Source organism: Pseudomonas sp. SDO52101_S400 (assembly GCF_054071635.1).
This window is the reverse complement of record NZ_JBSVWF010000007.1, coordinates 20,049-44,546: the sequence shown is the minus strand read 5'-3', so window position 1 is coordinate 44,546 and position 24,498 is coordinate 20,049. Positions and strand designations below refer to the sequence as shown.

The 24,498-nt window shown below is 60.9% G+C and carries 21 protein-coding genes; 12 read left to right on the top strand and 9 right to left on the bottom strand.

Annotated elements, in window-relative coordinates:
- Positions 1-119 precede the first annotated feature (119 nt).
- The 8 genes from ACW9HX_RS05110 to ACW9HX_RS05075 form a co-directional block, all read right to left on the bottom strand.
- Positions 120-2,042, bottom strand: coding sequence for a PrkA family serine protein kinase (locus ACW9HX_RS05110; protein ID WP_096817891.1), 1,923 nt, complete (start codon positions 2,040-2,042; stop codon positions 120-122).
- Positions 2,043-2,339: 297 nt separating this feature from the next.
- The gene (glpE, locus tag ACW9HX_RS05105; RefSeq protein ID WP_007959911.1) at positions 2,340-2,669 is read right to left on the bottom strand and encodes a thiosulfate sulfurtransferase GlpE; all 330 of its coding nucleotides are present in this window, start codon (positions 2,667-2,669) and stop codon (positions 2,340-2,342) included.
- A 33-nt stretch (positions 2,670-2,702) separates the two neighbouring features.
- Positions 2,703-3,584: a symmetrical bis(5'-nucleosyl)-tetraphosphatase gene (locus tag ACW9HX_RS05100; RefSeq protein WP_457379734.1), complete on the bottom strand. Its 882-nt coding sequence runs from the start codon at positions 3,582-3,584 to the stop codon at positions 2,703-2,705.
- A complete protein-coding gene (gene apaG / locus ACW9HX_RS05095) occupies positions 3,584-3,964 on the bottom strand; it encodes a Co2+/Mg2+ efflux protein ApaG (protein WP_457379733.1) in 381 nt (126 codons plus the stop codon). Before apaG ends, ACW9HX_RS05100 begins: the two co-directional genes overlap by 1 nt.
- Positions 3,965-4,077: 113 nt before the next feature.
- Positions 4,078-4,896: a 16S rRNA (adenine(1518)-N(6)/adenine(1519)-N(6))-dimethyltransferase RsmA gene (gene rsmA, locus ACW9HX_RS05090; protein WP_096817896.1), complete on the bottom strand. Its 819-nt coding sequence runs from the start codon at positions 4,894-4,896 to the stop codon at positions 4,078-4,080.
- A complete protein-coding gene (pdxA, locus tag ACW9HX_RS05085; protein ID WP_457379732.1) occupies positions 4,893-5,882 on the bottom strand; it encodes a 4-hydroxythreonine-4-phosphate dehydrogenase PdxA in 990 nt (329 codons plus the stop codon). The genes rsmA and pdxA overlap by 4 nt, the downstream gene beginning before the upstream one ends.
- Positions 5,879-7,195 carry a peptidylprolyl isomerase SurA gene (gene surA / locus ACW9HX_RS05080; RefSeq protein ID WP_457379731.1) on the bottom strand — a complete coding sequence of 439 codons (1,317 nt, stop codon included), beginning with the start codon at positions 7,193-7,195 and terminating at the stop codon, positions 5,879-5,881. Before surA ends, pdxA begins: the two co-directional genes overlap by 4 nt.
- Positions 7,176-9,974 (bottom strand): LPS-assembly protein LptD, encoded by a 2,799-nt coding sequence (locus ACW9HX_RS05075; RefSeq protein ID WP_457379730.1) that lies wholly within the window; start codon positions 9,972-9,974, stop codon positions 7,176-7,178. Before ACW9HX_RS05075 ends, surA begins: the two co-directional genes overlap by 20 nt.
- Positions 9,975-10,104: 130 nt before the next feature.
- On the opposite strand from ACW9HX_RS05075, the gene ACW9HX_RS05070 reads away from it, so the two are divergent.
- The 3 genes from ACW9HX_RS05070 to ACW9HX_RS05060 are packed head-to-tail and all read left to right on the top strand — an operon-like array spanning position 10,105 to position 12,561.
- Positions 10,105-11,124, top strand: coding sequence for an aminoglycoside phosphotransferase family protein (locus tag ACW9HX_RS05070; protein WP_457379729.1), 1,020 nt, complete (start codon positions 10,105-10,107; stop codon positions 11,122-11,124).
- Positions 11,121-11,792 (top strand): N-acetylmuramate alpha-1-phosphate uridylyltransferase MurU, encoded by a 672-nt coding sequence (murU, locus tag ACW9HX_RS05065; RefSeq protein WP_457379728.1) that lies wholly within the window; start codon positions 11,121-11,123, stop codon positions 11,790-11,792. The genes ACW9HX_RS05070 and murU overlap by 4 nt, the downstream gene beginning before the upstream one ends.
- A gap of 1 nt (position 11,793) precedes the next feature.
- Positions 11,794-12,561: a TerB family tellurite resistance protein gene (locus tag ACW9HX_RS05060; protein WP_457379727.1), complete on the top strand. Its 768-nt coding sequence runs from the start codon at positions 11,794-11,796 to the stop codon at positions 12,559-12,561.
- A gap of 49 nt (positions 12,562-12,610) precedes the next feature.
- Here the strand turns inward: ACW9HX_RS05060 and ACW9HX_RS05055 are convergent, their stop codons facing one another.
- Entirely contained in the window at positions 12,611-13,600 is a 990-nt protein-coding gene (locus ACW9HX_RS05055; RefSeq protein WP_457379726.1) for an alpha/beta hydrolase family protein, read from the bottom strand.
- A gap of 73 nt (positions 13,601-13,673) precedes the next feature.
- Here ACW9HX_RS05055 and ACW9HX_RS05050 point away from each other — a divergent pair, with 73 nt between their 5' ends.
- The 9 genes from ACW9HX_RS05050 to ACW9HX_RS05010 all read left to right on the top strand — a co-directional run bounded on the left by ACW9HX_RS05050 (position 13,674) and on the right by ACW9HX_RS05010 (position 24,445).
- Positions 13,674-16,073, top strand: a complete 2,400-nt coding sequence (locus tag ACW9HX_RS05050) for a PAS domain-containing sensor histidine kinase (protein WP_457379725.1) — start codon at positions 13,674-13,676, stop codon at positions 16,071-16,073.
- Positions 16,074-16,703 carry a response regulator gene (locus ACW9HX_RS05045; protein WP_457379724.1) on the top strand — a complete coding sequence of 210 codons (630 nt, stop codon included), beginning with the start codon at positions 16,074-16,076 and terminating at the stop codon, positions 16,701-16,703.
- Positions 16,704-16,921: 218 nt separating this feature from the next.
- Complete coding sequence (locus tag ACW9HX_RS05040; RefSeq protein ID WP_007959931.1) at positions 16,922-18,046, top strand: ABC transporter ATP-binding protein; 1,125 nt, start codon at positions 16,922-16,924, stop codon at positions 18,044-18,046.
- A gap of 48 nt (positions 18,047-18,094) precedes the next feature.
- The gene (locus ACW9HX_RS05035; RefSeq protein ID WP_457379723.1) at positions 18,095-19,138 is read left to right on the top strand and encodes an ABC transporter substrate-binding protein; all 1,044 of its coding nucleotides are present in this window, start codon (positions 18,095-18,097) and stop codon (positions 19,136-19,138) included.
- A 182-nt stretch (positions 19,139-19,320) separates the two neighbouring features.
- Complete coding sequence (locus ACW9HX_RS05030; protein ID WP_085709229.1) at positions 19,321-20,568, top strand: ABC transporter permease; 1,248 nt, start codon at positions 19,321-19,323, stop codon at positions 20,566-20,568.
- 12 nt (positions 20,569-20,580) lie between these two features.
- Positions 20,581-21,405, top strand: a complete 825-nt coding sequence (locus ACW9HX_RS05025) for an ABC transporter permease (protein WP_096817915.1) — start codon at positions 20,581-20,583, stop codon at positions 21,403-21,405.
- A gap of 287 nt (positions 21,406-21,692) precedes the next feature.
- Complete coding sequence (locus tag ACW9HX_RS05020; RefSeq protein ID WP_457379722.1) at positions 21,693-22,841, top strand: iron-containing alcohol dehydrogenase; 1,149 nt, start codon at positions 21,693-21,695, stop codon at positions 22,839-22,841.
- 114 nt (positions 22,842-22,955) lie between these two features.
- Entirely contained in the window at positions 22,956-23,630 is a 675-nt protein-coding gene (gene rpe, locus ACW9HX_RS05015; RefSeq protein ID WP_007918813.1) for a ribulose-phosphate 3-epimerase, read from the top strand.
- Positions 23,627-24,445 (top strand): phosphoglycolate phosphatase, encoded by an 819-nt coding sequence (locus tag ACW9HX_RS05010; RefSeq protein WP_457379721.1) that lies wholly within the window; start codon positions 23,627-23,629, stop codon positions 24,443-24,445. Before rpe ends, ACW9HX_RS05010 begins: the two co-directional genes overlap by 4 nt.
- Positions 24,446-24,498: the final 53 nt, after the last annotated feature.

Sequence of the window (24,498 nt, the reverse complement as noted above, 5' to 3'; positions counted from 1 at the left end):
GCGCTTTGGGTGCTGCCTGAACCTCGCTACCGCCTTTCGAACACCTTCCAGAGGCCTGTGTAGCAGAAAATGCGTACACAAGCCTCGGGCTGACGACAACCGGTCTGACCGGCCGCGGTTTACTGTGATTTTCTGACCCGCAGATACCACTCGGAGAGCAGTCGTACCTGTTTGTCGGTGTAGCCGCGTTCGACCATTCGTGTAACGAAGTCGTTGTGTTTCTGCTGATCCTCTTTGCTGGCCTTGGCATTGAAGCTGATGACCGGCAGCAGGTCCTCGGTGTTCGAGAACATTTTCTTCTCGATGACCACCCGCAGTTTTTCGTAGCTGAGCCAGGTCGGGTTCTTGCCGTTGTTGTTGGCCCGGGCGCGCAGTACGAAGTTGACGATTTCGTTGCGGAAATCCTTCGGATTGCTGATGCCGGCCGGTTTCTCGATTTTTTCCAGCTCCTCGTTGAGGGCGACGCGGTTGAGGATCTCGCCGGTTTCCGGATCGCGGTATTCCTGATCCTGAATCCAGAAGTCCGCATACAGCACGTAGCGGTCGAAGATGTTCTGGCCGTACTCGCTGTAAGACTCGAGGTAAGCGGTCTGGATCTCCTTGCCGATGAATTCGATATAACGCGGCGCCAGGTATTCCTTCAGGTAGCGCAGATAGCGCTCGCGGGTTTCGGCCTGGAACTGTTCCTGTTCGATTTGCTGTTCCAGCACATAGAGCAGGTGTACCGGGTTGGCGGCGATTTCATGCGGGTCGAAGTTGAAAACCTTGGACAGGATCTTGAACGCAAAGCGGGTCGACAGGCCGTTCATGCCTTCGTCGACGCCCGCAGAGTCGCGGTATTCCTGAATCGACTTGGCCTTCGGATCGGTGTCCTTGAGGTTTTCGCCGTCGTACACCCGCATCTTGGAGTAGATGTTGGAGTTTTCCGGCTCCTTCAAGCGTGACAGCACGGTGAACTGCGCCAGCATCTTCAGGGTGTCCGGCGCGCAATGGGCCTTGGCCAGGGAGCTGTTGAACAGCAGTTTGTCGTAGATCTTCACTTCGTCGCTGACCCGCAGGCAGTACGGCACTTTGACGATGTAGATCCGGTCGATGAAGGCTTCGTTGTTCTTGTTGTTGCGGAAGGTGTGCCACTCCGACTCGTTGGAGTGGGCCAGCAGGATCCCGGTGAACGGAATTGCCCCCAGACCTTCGGTACTGTTGTAGTTGCCTTCCTGGGTGGCGGTCAGCAACGGGTGCAGCACCTTGATCGGTGCCTTGAACATTTCGACGAATTCCATCAAGCCCTGGTTGGCGCGGCACAGCGCGCCCGAGTAGCTGTAGGCATCGGCGTCGTTCTGCGGGTACTCCTCGAGTTTGCGGATGTCGACCTTGCCGACCAGCGCCGAGATGTCCTGGTTGTTCTCGTCACCAGGTTCGGTCTTGGCCACGGCAATCTGGTTGAGGATCGACGGATAGAGTTTGACCACGCGGAACTGGCTAATGTCGCCGCCGAATTCGGCCAGGCGTTTGGTGGCCCATGGCGACATGATGGTGTTCAGGTAGCGCCGGGGAATGCCAAAGTCTTCTTCGAGGATCGCGCCATCTTCGGTGGCGTTGAACAGACCCAGGGGGGATTCGAAGACCGGAGAACCCTTGATGGCATAGAAAGGCACCCTTTCCATGAGCTGTTTCAGCTTCTCGGCCAGGGACGATTTACCACCGCCGACGGGGCCGAGCAGATAGAGGATCTGTTTCTTCTCCTCAAGGCCCTGGGCGGCGTGGCGGAAATACGACACGATCTGGTCGATGCATTCTTCCATCCCGTGGAAGTCTTCAAAGGCCGGATAGCGGCGGATCACCTTGTTGGAGAAGATTCGCGACAACCTCGAGTTGGTCGAGGTGTCGAGCAGTTCCGGTTCGCCGATGGCCATTAACAGACGTTCGGCAGCGGACGCGTAGGCGCTACGGTCTTTTTTGCACAGCTCCAGGTACTCTTGCAGCGAGAGTTCTTCCTGGCGTGTGGACTCGAAGCGTTGTTGGAAGTGGCTAAAGATACTCATGACGTCACCTCGCTCGATACGTGGAGCCGACGCCGGATCACTCAGTCGATGCTGGCAAGCAGCCGCTAAGGCAGCTGTTGTTTACCCCCCAGAACCCCTCCGCGATCGACAACCGCGAAAGTCACTCCCGATGACCCGTGCGCCGGTGTACCGGCTCTCCCCTGTTTTGGATGGCCTGGGCTTAAGGATAGTTGGGAATTCAGGAGGTAAAGGCGAGATACGTAATTAGTTGTGGCAGACCGTTCGTCTGCCACCGCGCGAGCCCACGGGAGCCGGGGCTTGCACGTTACAAAAAAATTATTCGGAAGTGCCTTGCGCGGTTTCCGAAGGAAAAGTCGTACGCCACAGCTCGAAGCCGCCGTCCATGCTGTAGACGTCGGAGAAGCCCTGACTGACGAGATACGCCGCGGCACCCTGGCTCGAGTTGCCGTGATAACAGACCACAACAGTCGGAGCATCGAGGTCGGCCCCCTGGATGAAGGCGTGCAGGGAATGATTGTCCAGATGCTTCGAGCCGCTGATGTGCAGCGCCGCGAATGTGGCTGGGTCACGGACGTCGACCACCACGGCACCTTGCTCGCGCAGGGCCTGGGCCTGTTCCGGGGGGATACGTTTGAATTCGCTCATGGCGGGTTCCTGTGGCTCGGCTGAAAACGCAGTCTAACGCGCAGCGCTGACTGGCGAGGATTCGGTGATCAATGGCGCGACCGGGGGCAGGACGCCGCCGTGTTCGTCGCATTTGCATGACAGCCGTTCAAAGCTGTCGACGTTCATCAGGGTCAGGCTGCCGCCCCACACGCAACCGGTGTCGAGGGCTGAAATGCCCGGTTCATGGACATTGCCTTCCAGCGCCGCCCAGTGGCCGAAAATGATCCGCAGGCCACGGGTCTTGCGCTCCTTGTGCTGGAACCAGGGCTTGTAGCCCGGTGGTGCCGTGTCGAGGCCTTCTTTGCTCTTGAGGTCGAGCTTGCCCTCAGCAGTGCAAAAGCGCATGCGCGTGAAATAGTTGGTGATGACCCGAAGGCGGGTGACGCCTTTCAGCTCGCTGTCCCACTTCGCCGGCTCGTTGCCATACATGCCGTCGAGGAAGGCCGGGAACAGGTTGTCGTCGCGCAATGCGGTTTCGACTTCCTCGGCGTATTTCATCGCCTTGCGCAGCGACCATTGCGGCGCGATGCCGGCGTGCACCATGGCGACTTCGCGTTGCTCGTCGTAGTGCATGAGCTTCTGCTGGCGCAGCCATTCCATCAGTTCGGCGCAGTCCGGCGCTGCGAGAATCTCGCGCAGCGTGTCGGACTTTTTCATCCGCTCGATATTTTTTGCCGCCGCCAGCAGGTGCAGATCGTGATTGCCGAGTACACAGACCAGCGATTCACGCATGCCGTAAAGGAAGCGCAGGGTTTCCAGCGACTGCGGGCCACGGTTGACCAGGTCACCCACCAGCCACAACCGATCCACGGCCGGGTCGAACGCGACCTGTTTGAGCAGGCACTTGAGCGGTTCGAGGCAACCTTGCAGGTCGCCGACGGCATACGTCGCCATCAGTGCAGGGCTCCGGGAACGGCGAGGCGGAAGGGTTTGATGATTGCGTCGAAATGCTTGCCGTCGCTGGCGACCATTTCATAGCTGCCCTGCATGGTGCCGACCTTGGTGGTCATGACCGTGCCGCTGCTGTAGGTGTGGCTTTGCCCCGCGTCGATCAAGGGCTGTTGGCCGACTACGCCGGCGCCGCGCACTTCTTCGACATGCCCGTCGCCATCGGTGATCACCCAATGACGCGAGATCAGTCGGGCTGGCTGCTCGCCATTGTTCTGCACGGTGATGGTGTAGGCGAAGGCAAAGCGGTCGTGCTCGGGTTGCGATTGGTCTGCCAGATAGTGAGTTACGACACTGACATCGACCTGATAACGAGGATCAGACATGCAAAAGGCCTTAAGGACAAAGCGGAACGCGGGGTGTCGCCGATGGGTTGAGTCTAGGCAAGTATCGGGCAGGAGACCAGAGCGGCGTCCTGCCCGAACGTTATGATTGCCTGTCAGTCGGCAGCGGGTGTTGGCGCGGGCTGTTCGGCGAGCTTGTCGGCCAGGCGTACGAATGCCGCCAGATCAAGCTGCTCGGGACGCAGGCTGCCATCGACGCCGGCGGCTTCGATTTCAGCGTTGCTCAGCAATTGCTTGAGGGTGTTGCGCAAGGTCTTGCGGCGCTGGTTGAAGGCTTCGCGTACGACGCGTTCCAGCAGGCGATGGTCCTTGGCCGGGTGCGGCAGAACCGCGTGTGGCACCAGGCGCACGATGGCTGAATCGACCTTCGGCGGCGGGTTGAATGCACCCGGGCCGACGTTGAACAGATGCTCGACCCGGCAATGGTACTGAACCATGATCGACAGACGGCCCCAGTCACCACCACCCGGGCCTGCGGCCAGACGCTCGACCACTTCCTTCTGCAGCATGAAGTGCATGTCGCGGATGATGCCGGCGTTGTTCAGCAGGTGGAAAATCAGCGGTGTGGAAATGTTGTACGGCAGGTTGCCGACCACGCGCAGGCTGTTCGGCGCAGCGTTCAGAGTGTTGAAGTCGAACTTCAGCGCATCGCCCTGATGCAGGTTGAAGTTGCTCTTGCCGGCGAACTGCTGGTTGAGGATCGGGATCAGATCCTTGTCCAGTTCCACCACGTCGAGCTGTGCGCCGCTGTTCAGCAGGCCGGCGGTCAGTGCGCCCTGGCCAGGGCCGATTTCCAGCATCCGGTCGTCAGGCTTGGCGCTGATGGAGCGCAGGATGCGGTCGATGACGCCGGCATCGTGCAGGAAGTTCTGGCCAAAGCGTTTGCGCGCCTTGTGTTGGTATTGCTCGGTCATAAACGGGTCTCGGCCATCTGGTAGGCGGTTTCCAGGGCGACCTGCAGGCTGCCGGTGTCGATCTTGCCGCTGCCTGCCAGATCCAGGGCGGTGCCGTGGTCGACGGAGGTGCGGATGATCGGCAGGCCCAGGGTCACGTTGACCGCTGCGCCGAAGCCTTTGTACTTGAGCACGGGCAGGCCCTGGTCGTGGTACATCGCCAGCACTGCGTCGCAGTGCTCCAGATATTTGGGGGTAAACAGAGTGTCGGCAGGCAGCGGGCCACGAAGGTCCATGCCCTCGCCGCGCAGGCGCTCCAGGGTGGGTTCGATGATGTCGATTTCTTCATGGCCCAGGTGTCCGCCTTCACCGGCGTGCGGGTTGAGCCCGCAGACCAGGATGCGCGGTCGGGCGATGCCGAATTTGTCTTGCAGGTCGGCGTGCAGAATCCGCGTGACCCGTTCCAGCCGCTCCGGCGTGATCGCATCGGCGATCTCGCGAAGGGGCAGGTGAGTGGTGACCAGTGCCACGCGCAAACCGCCGGTAGCGAGCATCATCACCACCTGGGGGGTGTGGGTCAGGTCGGCAAGAAATTCGGTGTGGCCGGAAAAGGCGATGCCCGATTCGTTGATCACGCCCTTGTGCACCGGGGCGGTAATCATCCCGGCGAAGTCGCCGTTAAGGCAGCCATTGCCGGCGCGGGTCAGGGTTTCAAGGACGAATGCGGCGTTGGCCTTGTCCAGTTGCCCGGCGACCACGGGGGCGCTGAGCGGTGTGTCCCAGACATAAAGGCTGTTGGCGGGCGCCGGAACGTCCGGCCATTGACCGGGCGACACGGACAGCAGACTGACGGCCAGCCCCAGCTGCGCGGCCCGCTCTTGGAGCAGGTCGCGGCTGGTGATGGCAATCAGGGGATGTGGCTGGGCTTGCGAGGCGAGCAGCAGGCACAGGTCAGGACCGATGCCGGCTGGTTCGCCGGGTGTCAGCGCGAAACGCTTGGGTTTCACTGCGCTGCCTGGTCTGCACCAGGGAGTTTGATCTCTACGTACGCTTCGTCACGGATCTGACGCAGCCAGGTTTGCAGCTCTTCATCGTATTTGCGGTTACGCAGTACGGTCAAAGCTTGCTGCTCACGGGCCTGTTCAGTGCTGTCAGTGGCGCGACGGCCAAGGACTTCCAGAACGTGCCAGCCGTACTGGGTCTGGAATGGCTTGGACAGCTGACCCTGCGGGGACTTGGCCATCACGGCGCGGAATTCCGGTACCAGCGCGTTCGGGTCGATCCAGTTCAGGTCACCGCCGTTGAGGGCAGAGCCTGGGTCTTCCGAGTACTTCTTGGCCAGTTCAGCAAAATCTTCGCCGGCTTGAATGCGGTTATACAGCGACTGAACCAGCTCCTTGGTCTTCGCTTCGTCACGGACCGGACTTGGCTTGACCAGGATGTGGCGCACATGCACTTCGTCGCGCATCTGGCTTTCGCCGCCGCGTTTTTCCAGCAGCTTCAGGATGATGAAACCACCTGGTGTGCGTGCTGGCTGAGTGATGTCGCCGACAGCCATGCTGCTCAACTCGCGGTCAAACGGTGGTGGCAATTGAGCGGCTTTACGCCAGCCCATGTCACCGCCTTCGAGGGCGTTGTCGCTGCCCGACTTGGCAACGGCCAGTTGACCGAAATCAGCGCCCTGCTTGAGTTGCTGGTAAACCTCCATCGCCTGGCGTGCGGCGCTCTGAATCGCTTCAGAGTTGGCGCTTTCCGGGGTCGGGATCAGGATGTTGGCTAGGTGCAGTTCTTCGGACAGTTGCATCTTGCCCAGGTCAGAAGCGAGGAAGTTCTTCACTTCCTGCTCCGATACCTGAATGCGTTCTGCAACACGGCGCTGACGCACACGGCTGATGACCATTTCCTTGCGGATCTGTTCACGGGCGCCTTCGTAACTCAGGCCGTCGTGAGCCAGGGCTGCGCGGAATTGATCGACAGTCATGTTGTTGCGCTGGGCAATGGTGCCGACAGCCTGGTTCAGTTCTTCATCGGTGATGCGGATGCCGGAACGTTCGCCGATCTGCAGTTGCAGGTTTTCGACGATCAGACGCTCAAGCACCTGTTGATCCAGCACGCCCGGAGGCGGCAAGCCGCCACCACGCTTGGCGATGGTTTGCTGAACTTCGTGGACGCGTTGATCCAGCTGGCTCTGCATGACCACGTCGTTGTCGACGATGGCCACCACTTTATCGATGGATTGCACCGCGGCGTTGGCCGCGGTACCCAGGAACAGCGCGCCCAGCATCAGCGGGCGCAGACAATCAGAAAGCTTGGTCTTCACGTTGACGATAACCTTGGATGCCTTTGTCGAGGAAGCTCTCAGTCTTGGCGCCGGTGAGGCCGCCGAGTCCCTTCAGAACAATTTGGAGGAAGAGGCCGTGGTCGCCTTTTTCGTTTTCCGGGGCATTCTGACTGAACTCGTCATAGCTGACCCAGTAACGGTTGATCAGGCGCAGTTTCCAGCAGCAGTTGTCGTATTCGAAACCACCGAAGGCTTCCAGCGTGCGGTTGCGGTTGTAGTCGTACTGCCAGCGGCTGATGGCGCTCCATTGTGGAACGATCGGCCAGATGACCGAGAAGTCATGCTGCTGGATCTTGTAGTAGTCCTTCACATAACCAGGCTGGCCCGGGGTGCCGTAGTCACCACCGCCCACCGACCATTTACCGGTGTTCTGGTCGTAACGAACCTGGTCGTTGCGATAGCGATAACCGACGTTGACCACCTTGTTCGGGTTGTCTTCAGGCTGGTAGTGGAACATTGCGCTGCCGGAACGCGGGCTGCGGCTGTCCGGATCCCAGTTGTAGTCGGCAGTGGTGCGCCAGTCGCGGTTCCAGCGGTATTCGTATTCCAGCGCGTATGGCGAAACGTTCGAATGCGCATCGTCGCGGGTTTTCGGATCGATACCTGGCAGTTGGACTTCGCGATCCTTGAAGTACAAGGCCTGACCGACACTGATACGTTGACGTTCGAAACCATCGTCTTCGATCCAGCGGCTGGTCACACCCAACGAAAGCTTGTTCTCGTCGCCTACACGGTCGGAACCGGAGAAGCGGTTGTCACGGAACAGAGAGGCGTAGTTGAAGGTGTATTCGCTGGTGTCGAACACCGGGATATCAGACTGGTCTTTCTCGGGCACATAAAGATAGAACAGGCGTGGTTCCAGGGTCTGACGGTAGTTCTTGCCAAAGTAGGACGTGTCGCGGTCGAAGTACAGCCCGCCGTCGATGCTCGCGATCGGAACGCCACGGTTCTGGTTGCTGCTGAACTTGCCGTTGAGGTTCTGGTTTTCTGGCGTCATTGCCGCAATTTGCGATTTACCGGTACCGTCCAGATCCAGCTGGTACTGGGTGTACTGGTACTTGAGCGATGGCTTGAGGAAGCCATAGGTCCAGTTCATCGGCAGGCTGACGCCTGGTTTCAGGTTGAGCCGGTCGCCGTTGGCACGGGCCAGACCAGTGATGTTGTTGTCCAGGCGACGTTCGACAGTACCGTCTTCGTTCGTGAAGTTGCCATTCTGCAGATCACGATCAAACCGCACGATCTCGGTTTCGTAATCGAAGTCCAGGCCTTCCGGGTGATACGGCAGCTGACCATTGAAGGTGATCTGCGGCAGACGGTCGTACGGCGTGAGGTTCGAAACGGTCGCCAGTTGATACGCCTGGGCGTTCAGACGCGCCGTGTAGCTGTCGCCACGATAGGTGACCGAGCCCTGCTGATTCACGTAGTCCTGGCTCTTCACACCGATCTGGTCGGTGGTCAGATCCTGGAAGTAGTACGGATCGCTGATCTTGGTGTAGTCGACCTGGGTGAGCACGCGGGAGTCGAGACCGCCCTTGTGCTGCCAGTTGTACATGTAACGGTTTTTCTCGTAGTCGCTCTGCTTGCTGCGATCAGTGTCCTCGTCGTTGAGGTAAGCAGCACCGAACTGACCTTCGCTGGACTTGGTCAGGTAGCGGAATTCGCCTTCCATCAACAGACCGCGCTTGCTCATGTAGCGCGGGTACAACGTGGCATCGTAGTTCGGTGCCAGGTTGAAGTAGTACGGGGTGACCAGCATGAAGCCGGTGTCGCTGCCGGTGCCGATGGTCGGCGGCAGGAAGCCCGACTGACGACGGTCGTCGATCGGGAAGTAGATGTACGGGGTGTACAGGATCGGAATGTCCTTGACCCGCAGTGTCACGTTGGTCGCGGTACCGAAGCCGGTGGCAGGGTTCAGGGTAATGTTGTTGCCCTTGAGCTGCCAGGCGTTGCTGTTCGGTTCGCACGTGGTGTACGTGCCGTCCTTTAAGCGGATGATCGCGTTCTCGGCACGCTTGGCGTATAGCGCGTTACCGCGGATGCGCGACTTGTGCATCACGTATTCGGCGTTGTCGACTTTCGCTTCACCGGTGTCGAGTTGCACATCGGCGTGGTCGCCGACGATCAGCGCGCCATTGTCGCGGATGCGCACGTCGCCCTTGAGTTCGGCGCGGCTCTCGGCCTGATAGAGGCTCGCTTCCTGGGACTCGACCTGCATGCTGCCCTGACGCAGAACCACGTCACCGGCCAGCGTGCCGACCTGATCTTCGGTGTTATAGCGCGAAGCTTTCGCGCCGATGAAGGTCGGGGCGTCACTTTTATTCGTCTTGTCATTCATGCCAGGACGAATTGGTTCGATATAGGAACCAGAGCAGTAAGGACCGGTCTCGGCCAATTGGGCGGCGGTGAGCTTCTCGCGCGGAACCCAGTCGAGGTGACTGTAGTCTTCGCTGCGGGATTTCAGGCCGCGGCCTTTGGCTTCGGTAACCAGCACGGGTTTGGAACCTGAGTCCGAAACGGTGCCGTTCTCGGCCGGTGCTTCGCCGGCAGCGCTGACGGCACTGCCGTCATGCACAGGACGCGGTGGCAATGCAGCCGCCGGCGTCTTCGGCGAACAGGCCCAGCCGCCCGTAGCCGAGACGGCGCAGTCATACTGCTCGGCGGCGACAACGAATGAACTGGCCAGAGGTTGCATAGCCAGCAGACTGCCGGTTACCAACAACGGAAATTTTTTACGAAACGCGGGGGATTTCAATGCCATCTTATTAGTCCGGGCTTCCTGCGTGCCATCTGCCCGCGGTGTGGGCCGCACGCCTCTCGATGGTCTGAAAAAGATGCTGGATAATAAAGCATGACCCGCTTGACGGCTAGCGCCGTCGGAGACCCTTGCAATGCCTGACCAAGATGTACGCTTGCAACACCTGAAAGTTTGGCTCGATGAGCAGTTGGCAACCCTTTTCACTGATCAGGGCTGGGGTGCCGTACCCCCGGCCACGTTGACCGCGGCCAGCAGTGACGCGAGTTTCCGCCGTTATTTCCGCTGGGAAGGCGCGGGTCGCAGTTTCGTCGTGATGGACGCACCGCCGCCTCAGGAAAACTGCAAACCGTTCGTGGATATTGCCTTTTTGCTGGCGAAATCCGGAATTAACGTGCCGAAAATTTATGCCGAGGACCTCGATCGCGGATTTCTTTTGCTCAATGACCTGGGCAACAAGACCTATCTGGACGTGATCGACAGCGAAAATGCCGACGCTTTATTCAGCGATGCCTTGCAAGTGCTGCTGGCTTTTCAGCAGTTGCCGATGGTGGCGCCGCTGCCGAGTTACGACGTTGCGCTGCTGCGTCGCGAGCTGGAGCTGTTCCCCGAGTGGTACGTGAAGCGCGAGCTGGGCATCGAATTTGACGCCACGCAACAGCAGCAATGGCAACAGGTCAGCGATCTGCTGATCGATAGCGCGCTGGCGCAACCCAAAGTGCTGGTGCACCGCGACTACATGCCACGCAACCTGATGCTCAGCGAACCGAACCCCGGCGTGCTGGATTTCCAGGACGCGGTGTACGGCCCGGTGACCTACGACGTGACGTGCCTGTTCAAGGATGCGTTCCTCAGCTGGCCTGAAGAGCGAGTGCGCGGCTGGCTGGAAAATTATTGGCAGCAGGCGTCAGCATTGAATATTCCCGTGCAAACGGATTTCGAAGACTTCTTGCGCGCCAGTGACCTGATGGGCGTTCAGCGTCACCTGAAAGTCATCGGGATCTTCGCCCGCATCTGTCACCGCGATGGCAAGCCACGTTATCTCGGCGATGTGCCGCGCTTCTTCTCTTATATAGATGCGGTGATCGCACGCCGTCCCGAGTTGGCACAACTGCAAGCGCTGCTGGCCAGCCTGCGTGGCGGAGCGACTGCATGAAGGCAATGATTCTGGCGGCCGGCAAAGGCGAGCGCATGCGCCCGTTGACCCTGACCACCCCTAAACCGCTGGTGCGCGCCGCTGGCGTCCCATTGATCGAGTACCACCTGCGTGCCCTGGCGGCGGCGGGCTTCAGCGAGATTGTGATCAACCATGCCTGGCTCGGTCAGCAGATCGAAGATTATCTGGGTGACGGCTCGCAATTCGGCCTGAGTATCCGTTACTCGCCCGAAGGCGAGCCGCTGGAGACCGGTGGCGGCATCTTCCGCGCCTTGCCGCTGCTCGGTGATGAAGCGTTCCTGGTGGTCAACGGTGACATCTGGACGGATTACGACTTCAGCGTGCTGCACCAGCCGATCAACGGACTGGCGCATCTGGTGCTGGCGGACAATCCGGCCCATCACCCGACGGGTGACTTCTGCCTGGTCGGCGATCAGGTACAGGACGGCCAACCGGAGATGGCGACCCTGACTTACAGCGGCATCGCTGTGCTGCACCCGCAATTGTTCGATGGCTGCACGGACGGCGCTTTCAAACTGGCACCGTTGCTGCGCAAAGCCATGGCGCACGGGCAGGTGAGCGGTGAGCGACTCAAAGGCCACTGGGTCGATGTCGGTACGCACGAGCGTCTGGCTGAAGCCGAAACCTTGATAGAAGCGAGTCGCTGATATGTTGTGGCCAGGGACTCTGATTGGAGCCGGAGCGGGTTTTGCTATCGCCAGCATTCCGGGGGCCATGCTTGGGGCATTGTTGGGGCAGGCGCTGGATCGACGCCTGCATTTACAGAGTTGGGGGCATTTGCGGGAAAAACTCGGCGGCCAGCCGATGCTGCGCAACGACGAGTTGTTGTTCGTCTTGCTCGGGCGTCTGGCCAAGAGCGACGGGCGGGTCACCGACGGGCATATCCAGCAGGCGCGTCAGGAGATGCGCGCGCTGGATATGAGTGAGCCGGCACAACGCCGGGCCATTGCCGCGTTCAATCGCGGCAAGTCCGGCGGGGATCGCTTGCGCGGTTATCTGCGACGTCTCAGTGCTCAGCCCCATGCCGCCGAAGGGGTGTTGCGCGCCTGCTGGCGGATGGTCTGGGCCGACGGCCGGGCCGGCAGCAGCGAGCGCGAATTGCTGGCGCAGTGGGGCAAGTGGCTGGGCTGGACGACTCATCAGATTCAGGCACTGGCGGCGGATTACGAGCCGAACAAGCGCCCGATCGTCAGCGCAGCAGTGAGTTATCAGGACGCGATGCGTTTGCTCGGCGTGTCGGCTACCAGCGAACCGGCACAGATCAAACGTGCCTATCGTCGCCTGCTCAGTCGCCATCATCCGGACAAGGTGGCCGGTAGCGGTGCGACGGCGGCCCAGGTGCTCGAGGCAACTGAAAGAACTCGCGACTTGCACAATGCCTACACATTGATTCGCGAGCGGCGGGATTTCCGCTAGACGAAAAAAAGATCGCAGCCCAGGCTGCGATCTTTTTTTGTGCGGTCGGTCAGTCCGGGGTTTGCGGATTCAACCAGCCGCGCACCCGGCGGAACAATTGTTCCTGCTCGGCCTTGTTGTCGGGCAATGCCTTGAGCGCGACCTGGCTGAACGCTGACGTCTTCAAGCGCTTGCTGGCCTGCAGACGCTCCAGTGCGGCGTTGCGATCCAGCGGCTTGTCCATATAGAAGATATCGGCGGTCGGCAGCTTCAGCAGTGGCGTCAGCTCAGCCAGTTCAGGCTTGGCCTTGGGCGGTACTTGTGCGGCGACCATCACCAGTTTTTCCACTTGTGCCGTCTGCTTTTCGTTCAGGAAGCGTGCGGCCCAATAGGCGCCGGTGCCGTGACCCAGCACCACGATGCTGTGCGCGCCTTGCTGTTCGGCGTAGGCAATCGCCGCGTCGATGCGGGCGAAGATTCGCTCGGCGTCGGCCTTTGCCTGTTCTTCGTTGGTCTCGGCGACGACTTTGTCAGCCACATCCGCTTCACCGCCGGCGGCTTGCTCGATCGGTTCGGCAGTGGTCGAATCCTTGCTGCCTGCATCGGCGGTTTTCGGCGCTGCGGGCGCTTCGATCACACGCGGTGCGATGGCATCGCTTTGCAGGTCGGGCAGGGTGATACTCAGGCTGTTCCACTCGAAGTCCGGCAATTTACGCCGCAGCGGGCCGATCACCTGGGGCCAGTCGGCGGTTTCGCCGGCACCGGGGATGAGGATCACCACACCTTTGGGGTCGGCTGTGTTGGCCGGTTTCCACAGGGCGAGGAAGGTGTCGCTGCCGGCCTGCAACTGTTGTTGTTCCTGGGCCGGGACTTTGCGTTCGAGTGCTGAGGCTTCTTCCTGACTACGCTCAAGCAATGGCTGGCGTTCGACCGGTTTTTCTTCGGCGGGTTTTCCCGCAGCAGAGGCGGGCGCCGGATCGGCGGCTTCGACGGAAAACGCACAAGGCAGGATCAGCGACAGGCACAATGCTGGCATTGCCAGGCGAGAGACAGGGGGCATCGGTTATTCCAGGCCAGAAAGTATCCCGGCAGCCTAATGGGTTGGTCAGAATTTGTCAGTGTATGAGATTTCAATGATGCGTTTTTGCTGCCTGTGGGTTATCGGCTGTCTGGCGTTTCCCTTGATGGGGTGGGCCGCGCCTGCGCCGCCGAGCCATGTTGCGCAGTTGTCGACGAGCCAGCAACAGTGGCTGGCCCAACACAATGAATTGCGCGTTGGTCTGGTATTGCAGGCACCGTACGCGCAATACGACCGGCGCTTGCAGCGGCTGTCCGGGGCGAATGTCGAATTGATGAAGTGGATGGCCAAGGCCCTCGGTATCGAACTCAGCTGGCGCAACTTCCCCGATCTTGAACAGCTTGAAGCCGCCGCCCGGGACGGCGAGATCGATATGGCCCCGGGCCTGACCCAGACGCCGGGCGCGCTGCGTCTCTGGCAGTTTTCCGATCCCTACATGCGCGTGCCGCAACTGGTGGTCAGCGATCAGAAAACCAGCAGTTCGGTCGAGCTGGAAAAACTCGACAGCCAGGTCCGGGTGGCCGTGCGCATGCCCAGCGTCACCGCCGATTACCTGCGGGGCAACTATCCCCATCTGAATCTGCAAGGCGTGCCGCTGGAACGCCAGGCGTTGCAGTTGTTGTTGAGTCAGCAGGCTGCTTACGCGGTGGTGGATGAAGCGCAGTTGGGACGATTGTCGACGGAGCCGGAGTTCGCCGGGCTGGTGGTGGTCGGCGACATCGGTCTGCCGCAACTGTTGCGAGTCGCCAGCCGTCGTGACTGGCCGGAGCTGGCCGGGATCGTCGAAAGCGCCTTGCGGGCGATCCCGGCGAAGGATCTGGAGCGCCTGCACACCCAATGGCTGCAACCCAAATACCCGCGGCTCTCGGAGTCGCCGGGGTTCTGGCAGAACCTGAGCCTGTTGTTTGCCGTGTTGCTGATCAGTTGTGCGGCGATCGTCTTCTGGCAGCGGCGCCAGCAACACAACCTCGAGCAACGCCTGCTCGCCGCCCGGGAAGATATCGCCCTGCGCGCAGCCAGCGAAGAAGCCCTGCGCCTGACCCAGTTTTCCATCGACCAGAGCACCGTCGGCATCCTTTGGGTCAACTGGGACAGTCATGTGCGCTACGCCAACCGCGCGGCGGAATACATGCTCGGTTATCCACAGGGCGCATTGATCGAGCGACCGTTGATCGATTTTGAGCCCGGCCTGCATATGGATCGCTGGCTCAATTTGTGGAAGCGCGCCCGGGCCAGCGAAGAGGGGCCGCTCAGTTTTGAAACCAGTTGTGTGCGGGCCGATGGCAGTGTTTTGCCGGCGGATGTGTCGCTGAGTTTTCTGCGCTTTCGCGATAGTGAATATCTGGTGGTTTATCTCACGGACGTCACCGAACGCCGGCGGGCCCTGGCCGCGTTGCAGGAAAGCGAGGCGCGCCTGCAAGGCATCGCGGCCAACGTGCCGGGGCTGGTGTTCCGCCTGGAGCGGGCGCCGGTGACCGGGCAGATCGACTTTGCTTACATCAGTGAAGGCAGCGAGAGTCTGGTCGGCTACGCGCCGGCCGCCATCGCCCATCGCGACATGGGTTTGCGCAGCCTGGTGCACCCGGACGACAAGGCCGGGTATCACCAGACTCAGGACCGGGCGCTGGATACCGACAGCGACTGGTCGTGGCAGGGGCGGATTCTTACGCGACAGGGCGAACAGCGCTGGGCCGAAATCAAGGCCATCACCCGGCAACTGGAAGATGGCGCTTACGTCTGGGACGGCATCGTCTGGGACATCACCGAAAGCAAACGCATTGAGCTGGAACTGGCAGCATCGCGGGAACAACTGCGCGAGCTGTCGGCGCATCTCGAAAGCGTGCGAGAAGAGGAAAAGGCGCGCATCGCACGCGAGGTTCACGATGAACTGGGGCAGATGTTGACGGTGTTGAAACTGGAGACATCGATGTGCGAACTGGCCTACGCGCAACTCGATCCCGGTCTGAACGAACGCCTGAACAGCATGAAACGCCTGATCGCCCAGCTGTTCCAGTTGGTGCGCGATGTGGCGACGGCCTTGCGCCCGCCGATTCTCGATGCCGGTATTGCCTCGGCGATCGAGTGGCAGGCCCGGCGCTTCGAGGCGCGCACGCAGATTCCGTGTCTGGTGCAGGTGCCGGACAATCTGCCGCCGCTGAGCGACGCCAAGGCCATCGGCCTGTTCCGCATCCTTCAGGAGGCGCTGACCAACGTCATGCGCCATGCCCAGGCGCATACTGTGGAACTGACGCTGGCGCTAGAAGGCGACGAATTGTGTCTGACAGTCAGCGATGATGGCGTAGGATTTGTCGCCGCTGCCGGCAGGCCGACATCCTTTGGACTTGTAGGGATGCGCGAGCGGGTGTTGATCATGGGCGGTCAGTTGTCACTCGACAGCGCGCCGGGCGAGGGCACCACACTGAGCGTGCGGGTGCCACTGGATGAGGAGAAGTAAGTGATCCGTGTACTGGTAGCCGAAGACCACACCATCGTTCGCGAAGGCATCAAGCAATTGATCGGCCTGGCCAAGGATCTGCAAGTGGTGGGGGAGGCGAGCAATGGCGAGCAGTTGCTCGAAACCCTGCGCAACGTGCCGTGCGAGGTGGTGCTGCTGGATATTTCCATGCCTGGGGTCAACGGCCTGGAAGCGATCCCACGCATCCGCGCACTGAGCAATCCGCCGGCGATTCTGGTGCTGTCGATGCACGACGAAGCGCAGATGGCCGCCCGGGCGCTGAAAGTCGGCGCCGCCGGATATGCGACCAAGGACAGCGATCCGGCGCTGCTGCTGACGGCGATCCGCAAAGTCGCGGCGGGCGGGCGCTACATCGACCCGGAACTGGCCGACCGGATGGTCTTCGAAGTCGGCCTGACCGATGCGCGACCATTGCATTCGTTGCTGTCGGAGCGCGAGTTCTCGGTTTTCGAACGCCTGGCACAGGGCGCCAACGTCAACGACATCGCCCAGCAACTGGCCTTGAGCAGCAAGACCATCAGCACCCACAAGGCGCGGCTGATGCAGAAACTCAACATCACCTCACTCGCCGAGCTGGTGAAGTACGCGATGGAACACAAGCTCCTGTAATTCGCATATCCAATAGCGACAGGCGCGTTTGCAGTGACTTGCGGCTCGCAGCTTGCCACTCGCCACGGCTTTGTCTATTAGCGCCATCCTTGTAGGGCAATCCCTACCCCCGGCCTTCCATCCGGCTGAGGCGATTCTCTCCTGCGCCCCGATTTGCGTGACTGCAAGCAGCCACTAGGCTTAATCCCACAGCAGTCATCAATAACAAAGGTGTGGGTATGAGCCAGGTCGAATCAAACGCAGGGGCCAGTGATGTGCTGGTCAGCTTTCGTGGAGTGCAGAAGAGCTACGACGGCGAGAACCTGATCGTCAAAGACCTCAACCTGGACATCCGCAAGGGCGAGTTCCTGACCCTGCTCGGGCCGTCCGGCTCCGGCAAGACCACCAGCCTGATGATGCTCGCCGGTTTCGAAACGCCGACCGCCGGCGAAATCCTCCTGGCCGGGCGGGCGATCAACAACGTGCCGCCGCACAAGCGTGACATCGGCATGGTGTTCCAGAACTACGCGCTGTTTCCGCACATGACCGTGGCTGAAAACCTGGCGTTCCCGCTGACCGTGCGTGGCCTGAACAAGAGCGACGTCAGCGACAAGGTCAAGAAAGTCCTGAGCATGGTCCAGCTCGACGCGTTCGCATCGCGATATCCGGCGCAACTGTCCGGCGGTCAGCAACAGCGTGTGGCGCTGGCCCGCGCGCTGGTGTTCGAGCCGCAACTGGTGCTGATGGACGAACCCCTCGGTGCCCTCGACAAACAGCTGCGCGAACACATGCAGATGGAAATCAAACACCTGCACCAGCGTCTCGGCGTGACCGTGGTCTATGTGACCCACGACCAGGGCGAAGCCCTGACCATGTCCGATCGTGTCGCCGTTTTCCATCAAGGTGAGATCCAGCAGATCGCCCCGCCGCGCACCCTCTACGAAGAACCGAAAAACACCTTCGTCGCCAACTTCATCGGCGAGAACAACCGCCTCAACGGTCGCCTGCTCAGCCAGAACGGCGAGCGTTGCGTGGTGGAGTTGGGGCGTGGGGAAAAGGTCGAGGCGCTGGCGGTCAACATCGGCCAGACCGGCGAGCCCGTCACCCTGTCGATCCGTCCGGAGCGCGTCAGCCTCAACGGTTCGAGCGACCAATGCGTCAACCGCTTCTCCGGGCGGGTGGCCGAATTCATCTATCTGGGCGACCACGTCCGGGTGCGCCTGGAAGTCTGCGGCAAGACCGACTTCTTCGTGAAACAACCGATTGCCGAGCTCGATCCAGCGCTCGCGGTCGGTGACGTGGTTCCGCTTGGCTGGCAGGTCGAGCACGTTCGCGCGCTTGATCCTCTTCTAGAGGCGCACTAAGCGCCCCGGCAATACCAACACCAACCCTGCACGTGGAGAGAACAATAAATGTTGAGATCCCTGAAGTTCACAGCCCTGACCCTGGGCCTGATGGGTGCGGCAAGCGCAATGGCCGCCGGCCCGGATCTGACCGTGGTGTCGTTTGGCGGGGCGAACAAGGCGGCGCAAGTCAAAGCCTTCTACGCACCGTGGGAAGCAGCGGGCAACGGCAAGATCGTCGCCGGCGAGTACAACGGTGAAATGGCCAAGGTCAAAGCCATGGTCGACACCAAGAGCGTGTCCTGGGATCTGGTGGAAGTTGAATCGCCGGAACTGTCCCGTGGTTGCGACGAAGACATGTTCGAGCAACTTGATCCTGCGCTGTTCGGCAAGACCGAAGACTACGTCAAAGGCGCGATCCAGCCTTGCGGCGTGGGCTTCTTCGTATGGTCGACCGTGCTGGCCTATAACGCCGACAAGTTGAAAACCGCACCGACCAGTTGGGCGGATTTCTGGGATACCAAGAAATTCCCGGGCAAGCGCGGCCTGCGCAAAGGGGCCAAGTACACCCTCGAATTCGCTTTGATGGCTGATGGCGTTGCGCCGAAAGACGTCTACAAGGAACTGGCCAGCAAGAACGGCCAGGACCGCGCGTTCAAGAAACTGGATGAGCTGAAACCGAACATCCAGTGGTGGGAAGCCGGCGCCCAGCCGCCGCAATACCTCGCTTCCGGTGACGTGGTCATGAGCTCGGCCTACAACGGTCGTATCGCTGCGGTGCAGAAAGAATCCAACCTTAAAGTGGTGTGGAACGGCGGCATCTACGACTTCGACGCATGGGCCATCCCGAAAGGCCTGGACAAGGCGCGTGCTGAAGCGGCGAAGAAATTCATCGCGTTCTCGGTGCAGCCGCAACAGCAGAAGACCTACTCGGAAAACATCGCCTACGGGCCGGCCAACTCCCAGGCAGTGCCTTTGCTGGACAAGGCGATCCTGAAAGACATGCCGACCACCCCGGAAAACATCGCCAACCAGGTGCAGATCGACGTCAGCTTCTGGGCTGACAACGGCGAGCAACTGGAACAGCGCTTCAATTCCTGGGCTGCGAAGTAACCAGAGGGCTCGCCCTCCTGTGGGAGCGGGCTTGCTCGCGAAAGCGTCAGTACATTCAACATCGATGTCGACTGACACGCCGCTTTCGCGAGCAAGCCCGCTCCCACATTTGGATCTGTATGCATCAATCGATCGAGGTGGTTCGCCACCTCTGTAACGATCAAAGATTTGCGGAGTACGTCATGGCTATCGCCGTTCCCCTGAACGAGGGCAACAGCCCCACCTTGAAGCAGCGGCTCAAGCACGCCGAGCGGGTCAACCGCTGGAAGGCCCAGGCGCTGATCGCGCCGCTGGTGCTGTTTCTGTTGCTGGTGTTCCTGGTGCCGATCGTGGCGCTGCTCTATAAAAGTGTCGGCAACCCGGAAGTGGTCGGCGGCATGCCACGCACTGTGGCAGCCATTGCCAGTTGGGACGGTCGCGGACTGCCCGCTGAACCGGTCTATAAAGCCGCCGGCGAAGACCTCGCCGAAGCCCGCAAAAACCAGACATTGGGCGATCTGTCCAAGCGCTTGAACATGGAGTTGGCCGGCTATCGCAGCCTGCTGACCAAAACCGCCCGTTCGCTGCCATTCGCCAGCGAGCCGGCCTCTTATAAAGAAGCACTGGAAGGTCTCGACGAACGCTGGGGCGATCCGGCCTATTGGCAGGCCGTGAAGCGCAACACCAGCAGCATCACCCCGTTCTACCTGCTGGCGGCGGTGGATCATCGCATCGACGACCTCGGCGAACTGGCCCCGGCCACCCCGGATCAGGCGATCTACCTCGACATCTTCGCCCGGACTTTCTGGATGGGCCTGATCATCACCGTGATCTGCCTGGTGCTGGCCTATCCGCTGGCGTACCTGCTGGCCAACCTGCCGTCGCGTCAGAGCAACCTGCTGATGATTCTGGTGCTGTTGCCGTTCTGGACTTCGATCCTGGTGCGAGTCGCCGCGTGGATCGTATTGCTGCAATCAGGCGGGTTGATCAACAGCGCGTTGATGGCGATGGGGATCATCGATAAACCGCTGGAGCTGGTGTTCAACCGCACCGGGGTCTACATCTCGATGGTGCACATTCTGCTGCCGTTCATGATCCTGCCGATCTACAGCGTGATGAAAGGCATCTCGCCGACCTATATGCGTGCCGCGATTTCCCTGGGTTGCCATCCGTTCGCCAGTTTCTGGCGGGTGTACTTCCCGCAGACCTACGCCGGTGTCGGCGCCGGTTGCCTGCTCGTGTTCATCCTCGCCATCGGCTACTACATCACCCCGGCGCTGCTGGGCAGCCCGAACGATCAGATGGTCAGCTACTTCGTCGCGTTCTACACCAACACCAGCATCAACTGGGGCATGGCCACTGCACTCGGCGGCTTGTTGCTGCTGGCGACCGTGGTGCTTTATCTGATCTACAGCTGGCTGGTGGGCGCCAGTCGCCTGCGCCTGAGCTAAGGGGAATTTGAAATGCTGAGTCCTTATATGTCGCCCGTCGAGCGGGTGTGGTTCTACAGCTTGCGGATTCTCTGCGGCTTGATCCTGTTGTTCCTGATCCTGCCGGTGCTGGTGATCGTGCCGCTGTCGTTCAACTCGGGCAGTTTCCTGGTGTACCCGCTGCAGGGCTTTTCGCTGCACTGGTATCAGGACTTCTTCGCCTCGGCGGAATGGATGCGCTCACTGAAGAACAGCATCATCGTCGCCCCGGCGGCGACGGTGCTGGCGATGGTGTTCGGCACGCTGGCGGCTATCGGCCTGACCCGTGGCGACTTCCCCGGCAAGGCGCTGGTGATGGCGCTGGTGATTTCGCCGATGGTGGTGCCGGTGGTGATCATCGGTGTGGCGAGTTATCTGTTCTTCGCGCCGTTGGGGCTGGGCAACAGTTTCTTCTCGCTGATCGTGGTGCACGCGGTTTTGGGTGTGCCGTTCGTGATCATCACGGTGTCGGCGACCCTGCAAGGGTTTAACCACAACCTGGTGCGGGCGGCTGCCAGCCTCGGCGCTTCGCCACTGACCACGTTTCGCCGGGTGACCTTGCCGCTGATTGCGCCGGGGGTGATTTCCGGTGCGCTGTTTGCCTTTGCGACGTCGTTCGATGAAGTGGTGGTGACGCTGTTTCTCGCAGGTCCCGAGCAGGCGACGTTGCCACGGCAGATGTTCAGCGGGATTCGCGAGAACCTGAGCCCGACGATTGCGGCGGCTGCGACTCTGCTGATTGCCTTCTCGGTGATTCTGTTGCTGACGTTGGAATGGTTGCGCGGGCGGAGTGAAAAACTGCGTACTGCTCAGGTTTAGTGCTTGGCTCAAGAACCACCCCTCACCCCAACCCTCTCCCCAGAGGGGAGAGGGGGAAAGGGAGCCGATCTTCATGCTTTTCAAAACCGGAGTTCGACGTGATCGCTCAGGTCGGCGTAACTCGAAAGTTCACCTCGGTCAGTTCCCTCTCCCTCCGGGAGAGGGTTAGGGTGAGGGGCTCTTTTGCTCTTGCTCTTGATAGACCATTCACACCCTGAATACCAGACAACCCCAATTCCCCAGCTACGCTTGTGCTCAGCTCCCACATCTATAAGAGGCTGCGCACGATGAGTCTTTCCTCGTTCAAGATCGCTCACAAACTGATCACCGGCGCCGGGGCCATCGAGCAACTGGCGGCCGAGCTCACGCGGCTGGACATCGACAACCCCCTGATCGTCACCGATGCCGCGCTGGTCAAGTCCGGCACGGTGCAGTTGGCGCTGGCGCAGATCGGCGAGCGCGAGTACGAAATCTTCGATCGCGTGTTGCCGGATCCGGAAATCGCCATCGTCGAGGACTGCATGCGCGTCTACCGCGAGGGCGGGCATGACGGGCTGATTGGTCTCGGTGGCGGCAGTGCCATCGACATCGCCAAGAGCGTCGCCGCGTATGCCGGTTATCACGGCGCGCTGGAAGATCTGTTCGGCGTCGATCAGGTGCCGCGCAAAGGCCCGCCACTGATCGCCATCCCGACCACGGCCGGCACCGGTTCTGAAGTGACCAACGTCGCCATTCTTTCGGACAAGGTCGCTCAATTGAAGAAGGGCATTGTCAGCGACTATCTGTTGCCGGACGTGGCGCTGGTGAGTCCGCAGATGACCCTGACCTGTCCACGCAGCGTCACCGCCGCCAGTGGCGTCGATGCCCTGGTGCATGCCATTGAGTCCTATCTGTCGCTGAATGCCTCGCCGATCACCGATTCGCTGGCTATCGGCGCAATCAAGCTGATCGCCCGCTCGTTGCCCAAGGCCTACGCCAATCCGTCCAACCTGCAAGCCCGGGAAGACATGGCCACCGCCAGCCTGATGGCCGGCATGGCGTTCGGCAATGCCGGGGTCGGCGCGGTGCATGCGCTGGCGTATCCGCTGGGCGGGCGTTTCAACATTGCCCATGGCGTCAGTAATGCGCTGTTGCTGCCGTATGTCATGACCTGGAACAAGATGGCCTGCGTCGAACGGATGCAGGATATCGCCGAAGCCATGGGGGTGAAGACCGCTCATCTGAGTCTCAATGAGGCGGCGGAAAGCGCCGTCACGGCGATGACCGAACTGTGCGCAGCGGTGGAAATTCCGCAGGGTCTGCGCAGTTTCGGCGTGCCCGAAGACGCGATTCCGGCCATGGCCGTGGAGGCGGCAGGCATCGAGCGCCTGATGCGCAACAACCCACGCAAGCTCAGCGCCGCCGACATCGAGAAGATCTACCGGGCCGCGTACTGAGAACCCGCCGGTCATCGGTCATGGCACAACCCAATCATCGCGGTCACGGTGCGCGCGCGGAAACTTGAGGTATACAATGCGCGCCATCGTGATTTAGCTCAGAAAAGGTGCGTCATGCAGCCCTTCGTTATTGCTCCGTCGATTCTCTCCGCCGACTTCGCCCGCCTGGGCGAGGAAGTGGACAATGTTCTGGCCGCCGGTGCCGACTTCGTCCACTTCGATGTCATGGACAACCACTACGTACCGAACCTGACCATCGGCCCGATGGTCTGCGCCGCGTTGCGCAAGTACGGCGTGACCGCGCCGATCGACGCGCACCTGATGGTCAGCCCGGTGGATCGCATCGTCGGCGACTTCATCGAGGCCGGCGCCACCTACATCACCTTCCACCCGGAAGCCACGCTGCACGTCGATCGTTCGCTGCAACTGATCCGTGAAGGCGGCTGCAAATCCGGCCTGGTGTTCAACCCGGCGACTCCGCTGGACGTGCTCAAGTACGTGATCGACAAGGTCGACATGGTCTTGCTGATGAGCGTCAACCCGGGTTTCGGCGGGCAGAAATTCATTCCTGGCACCCTCGACAAGCTGCGTGAAGCGCGGGCGATCATCGATGCCTCGGGCCGTGACATCCGTCTGGAAATCGACGGCGGCGTCAACGTCAACAACATCCGTGAAATCGCCGCTGCCGGCGCCGACACCTTCGTGGCCGGCTCGGCGATCTTCAATGCGCCGAACTATCAGGAAGTCATCGACAAGATGCGTTCCGAACTGGCGCTGGCCCGCCCATGAGCGGATTTGAGCAGCTGTTCCCGGGGCAACTGCCGCGGTTGGTGATGTTCGATCTGGATGGCACGCTGATCGATTCGGTACCAGACCTGGCGGCGGCTGTGGATCACATGCTGCTCTCCCTTGGGCGCAAGCCTGCCGGTATCGAGTCGGTGCGCGAGTGGGTCGGCAATGGCGCGCCGGTGCTGGTGCGTCGGGCGCTGGCAGGCGGCATTGATCATTCTTCCGTGGACGACGTCGAAGCCGAGCATGCGCTGGAGGTGTTCATGGAAGCCTACGGCGCCAGCCATGAACTGACCGTGGTCTATCCCGGCGTACGCGACACCCTGAAATGGCTGCACAAGCAGGGCGTGGCCATGGCGCTGATCACCAACAAGCCGGAGCGCTTCGTCGCGCCGCTGCTGGATCAGATGAAGATCGGCCGCTACTTCAAGTGGATCATCGGCGGCGATACCCTGCCACAGAAGAAGCCTGATCCGGCGGCACTGTTCTTCGTCATGAAAATGTCCGGCATTCCGGCCTCGCAGTCGCTGTTCGTCGGTGATTCGCGCAGCGACGTGCTGGCGGCGAAAGCGGCAGGGGTCAAGTGCGTTGCGCTGAGTTATGGCTACAACCATGGCCGGCCGATTGCCGAGGAATCCCCGGCACTGGTGATCGACGATCTGCGCAAGCTAATTCCCGGTTGCCTGGATACGGCCGCTGAGATAACGTTGCCCGACGCTTCTCAATCCCCTTCTGGAAACGCCATCGTGGTGGTCACCCGCAAACTCTGGATGAAAGTCATCAAGGCCCTGGCCCGCTGGCGTTGGCGCGCCTGACTTGTTCCTGGCCGGCCTGCCGGCGCGTTTGCACACCTGACTGATTTGCACCT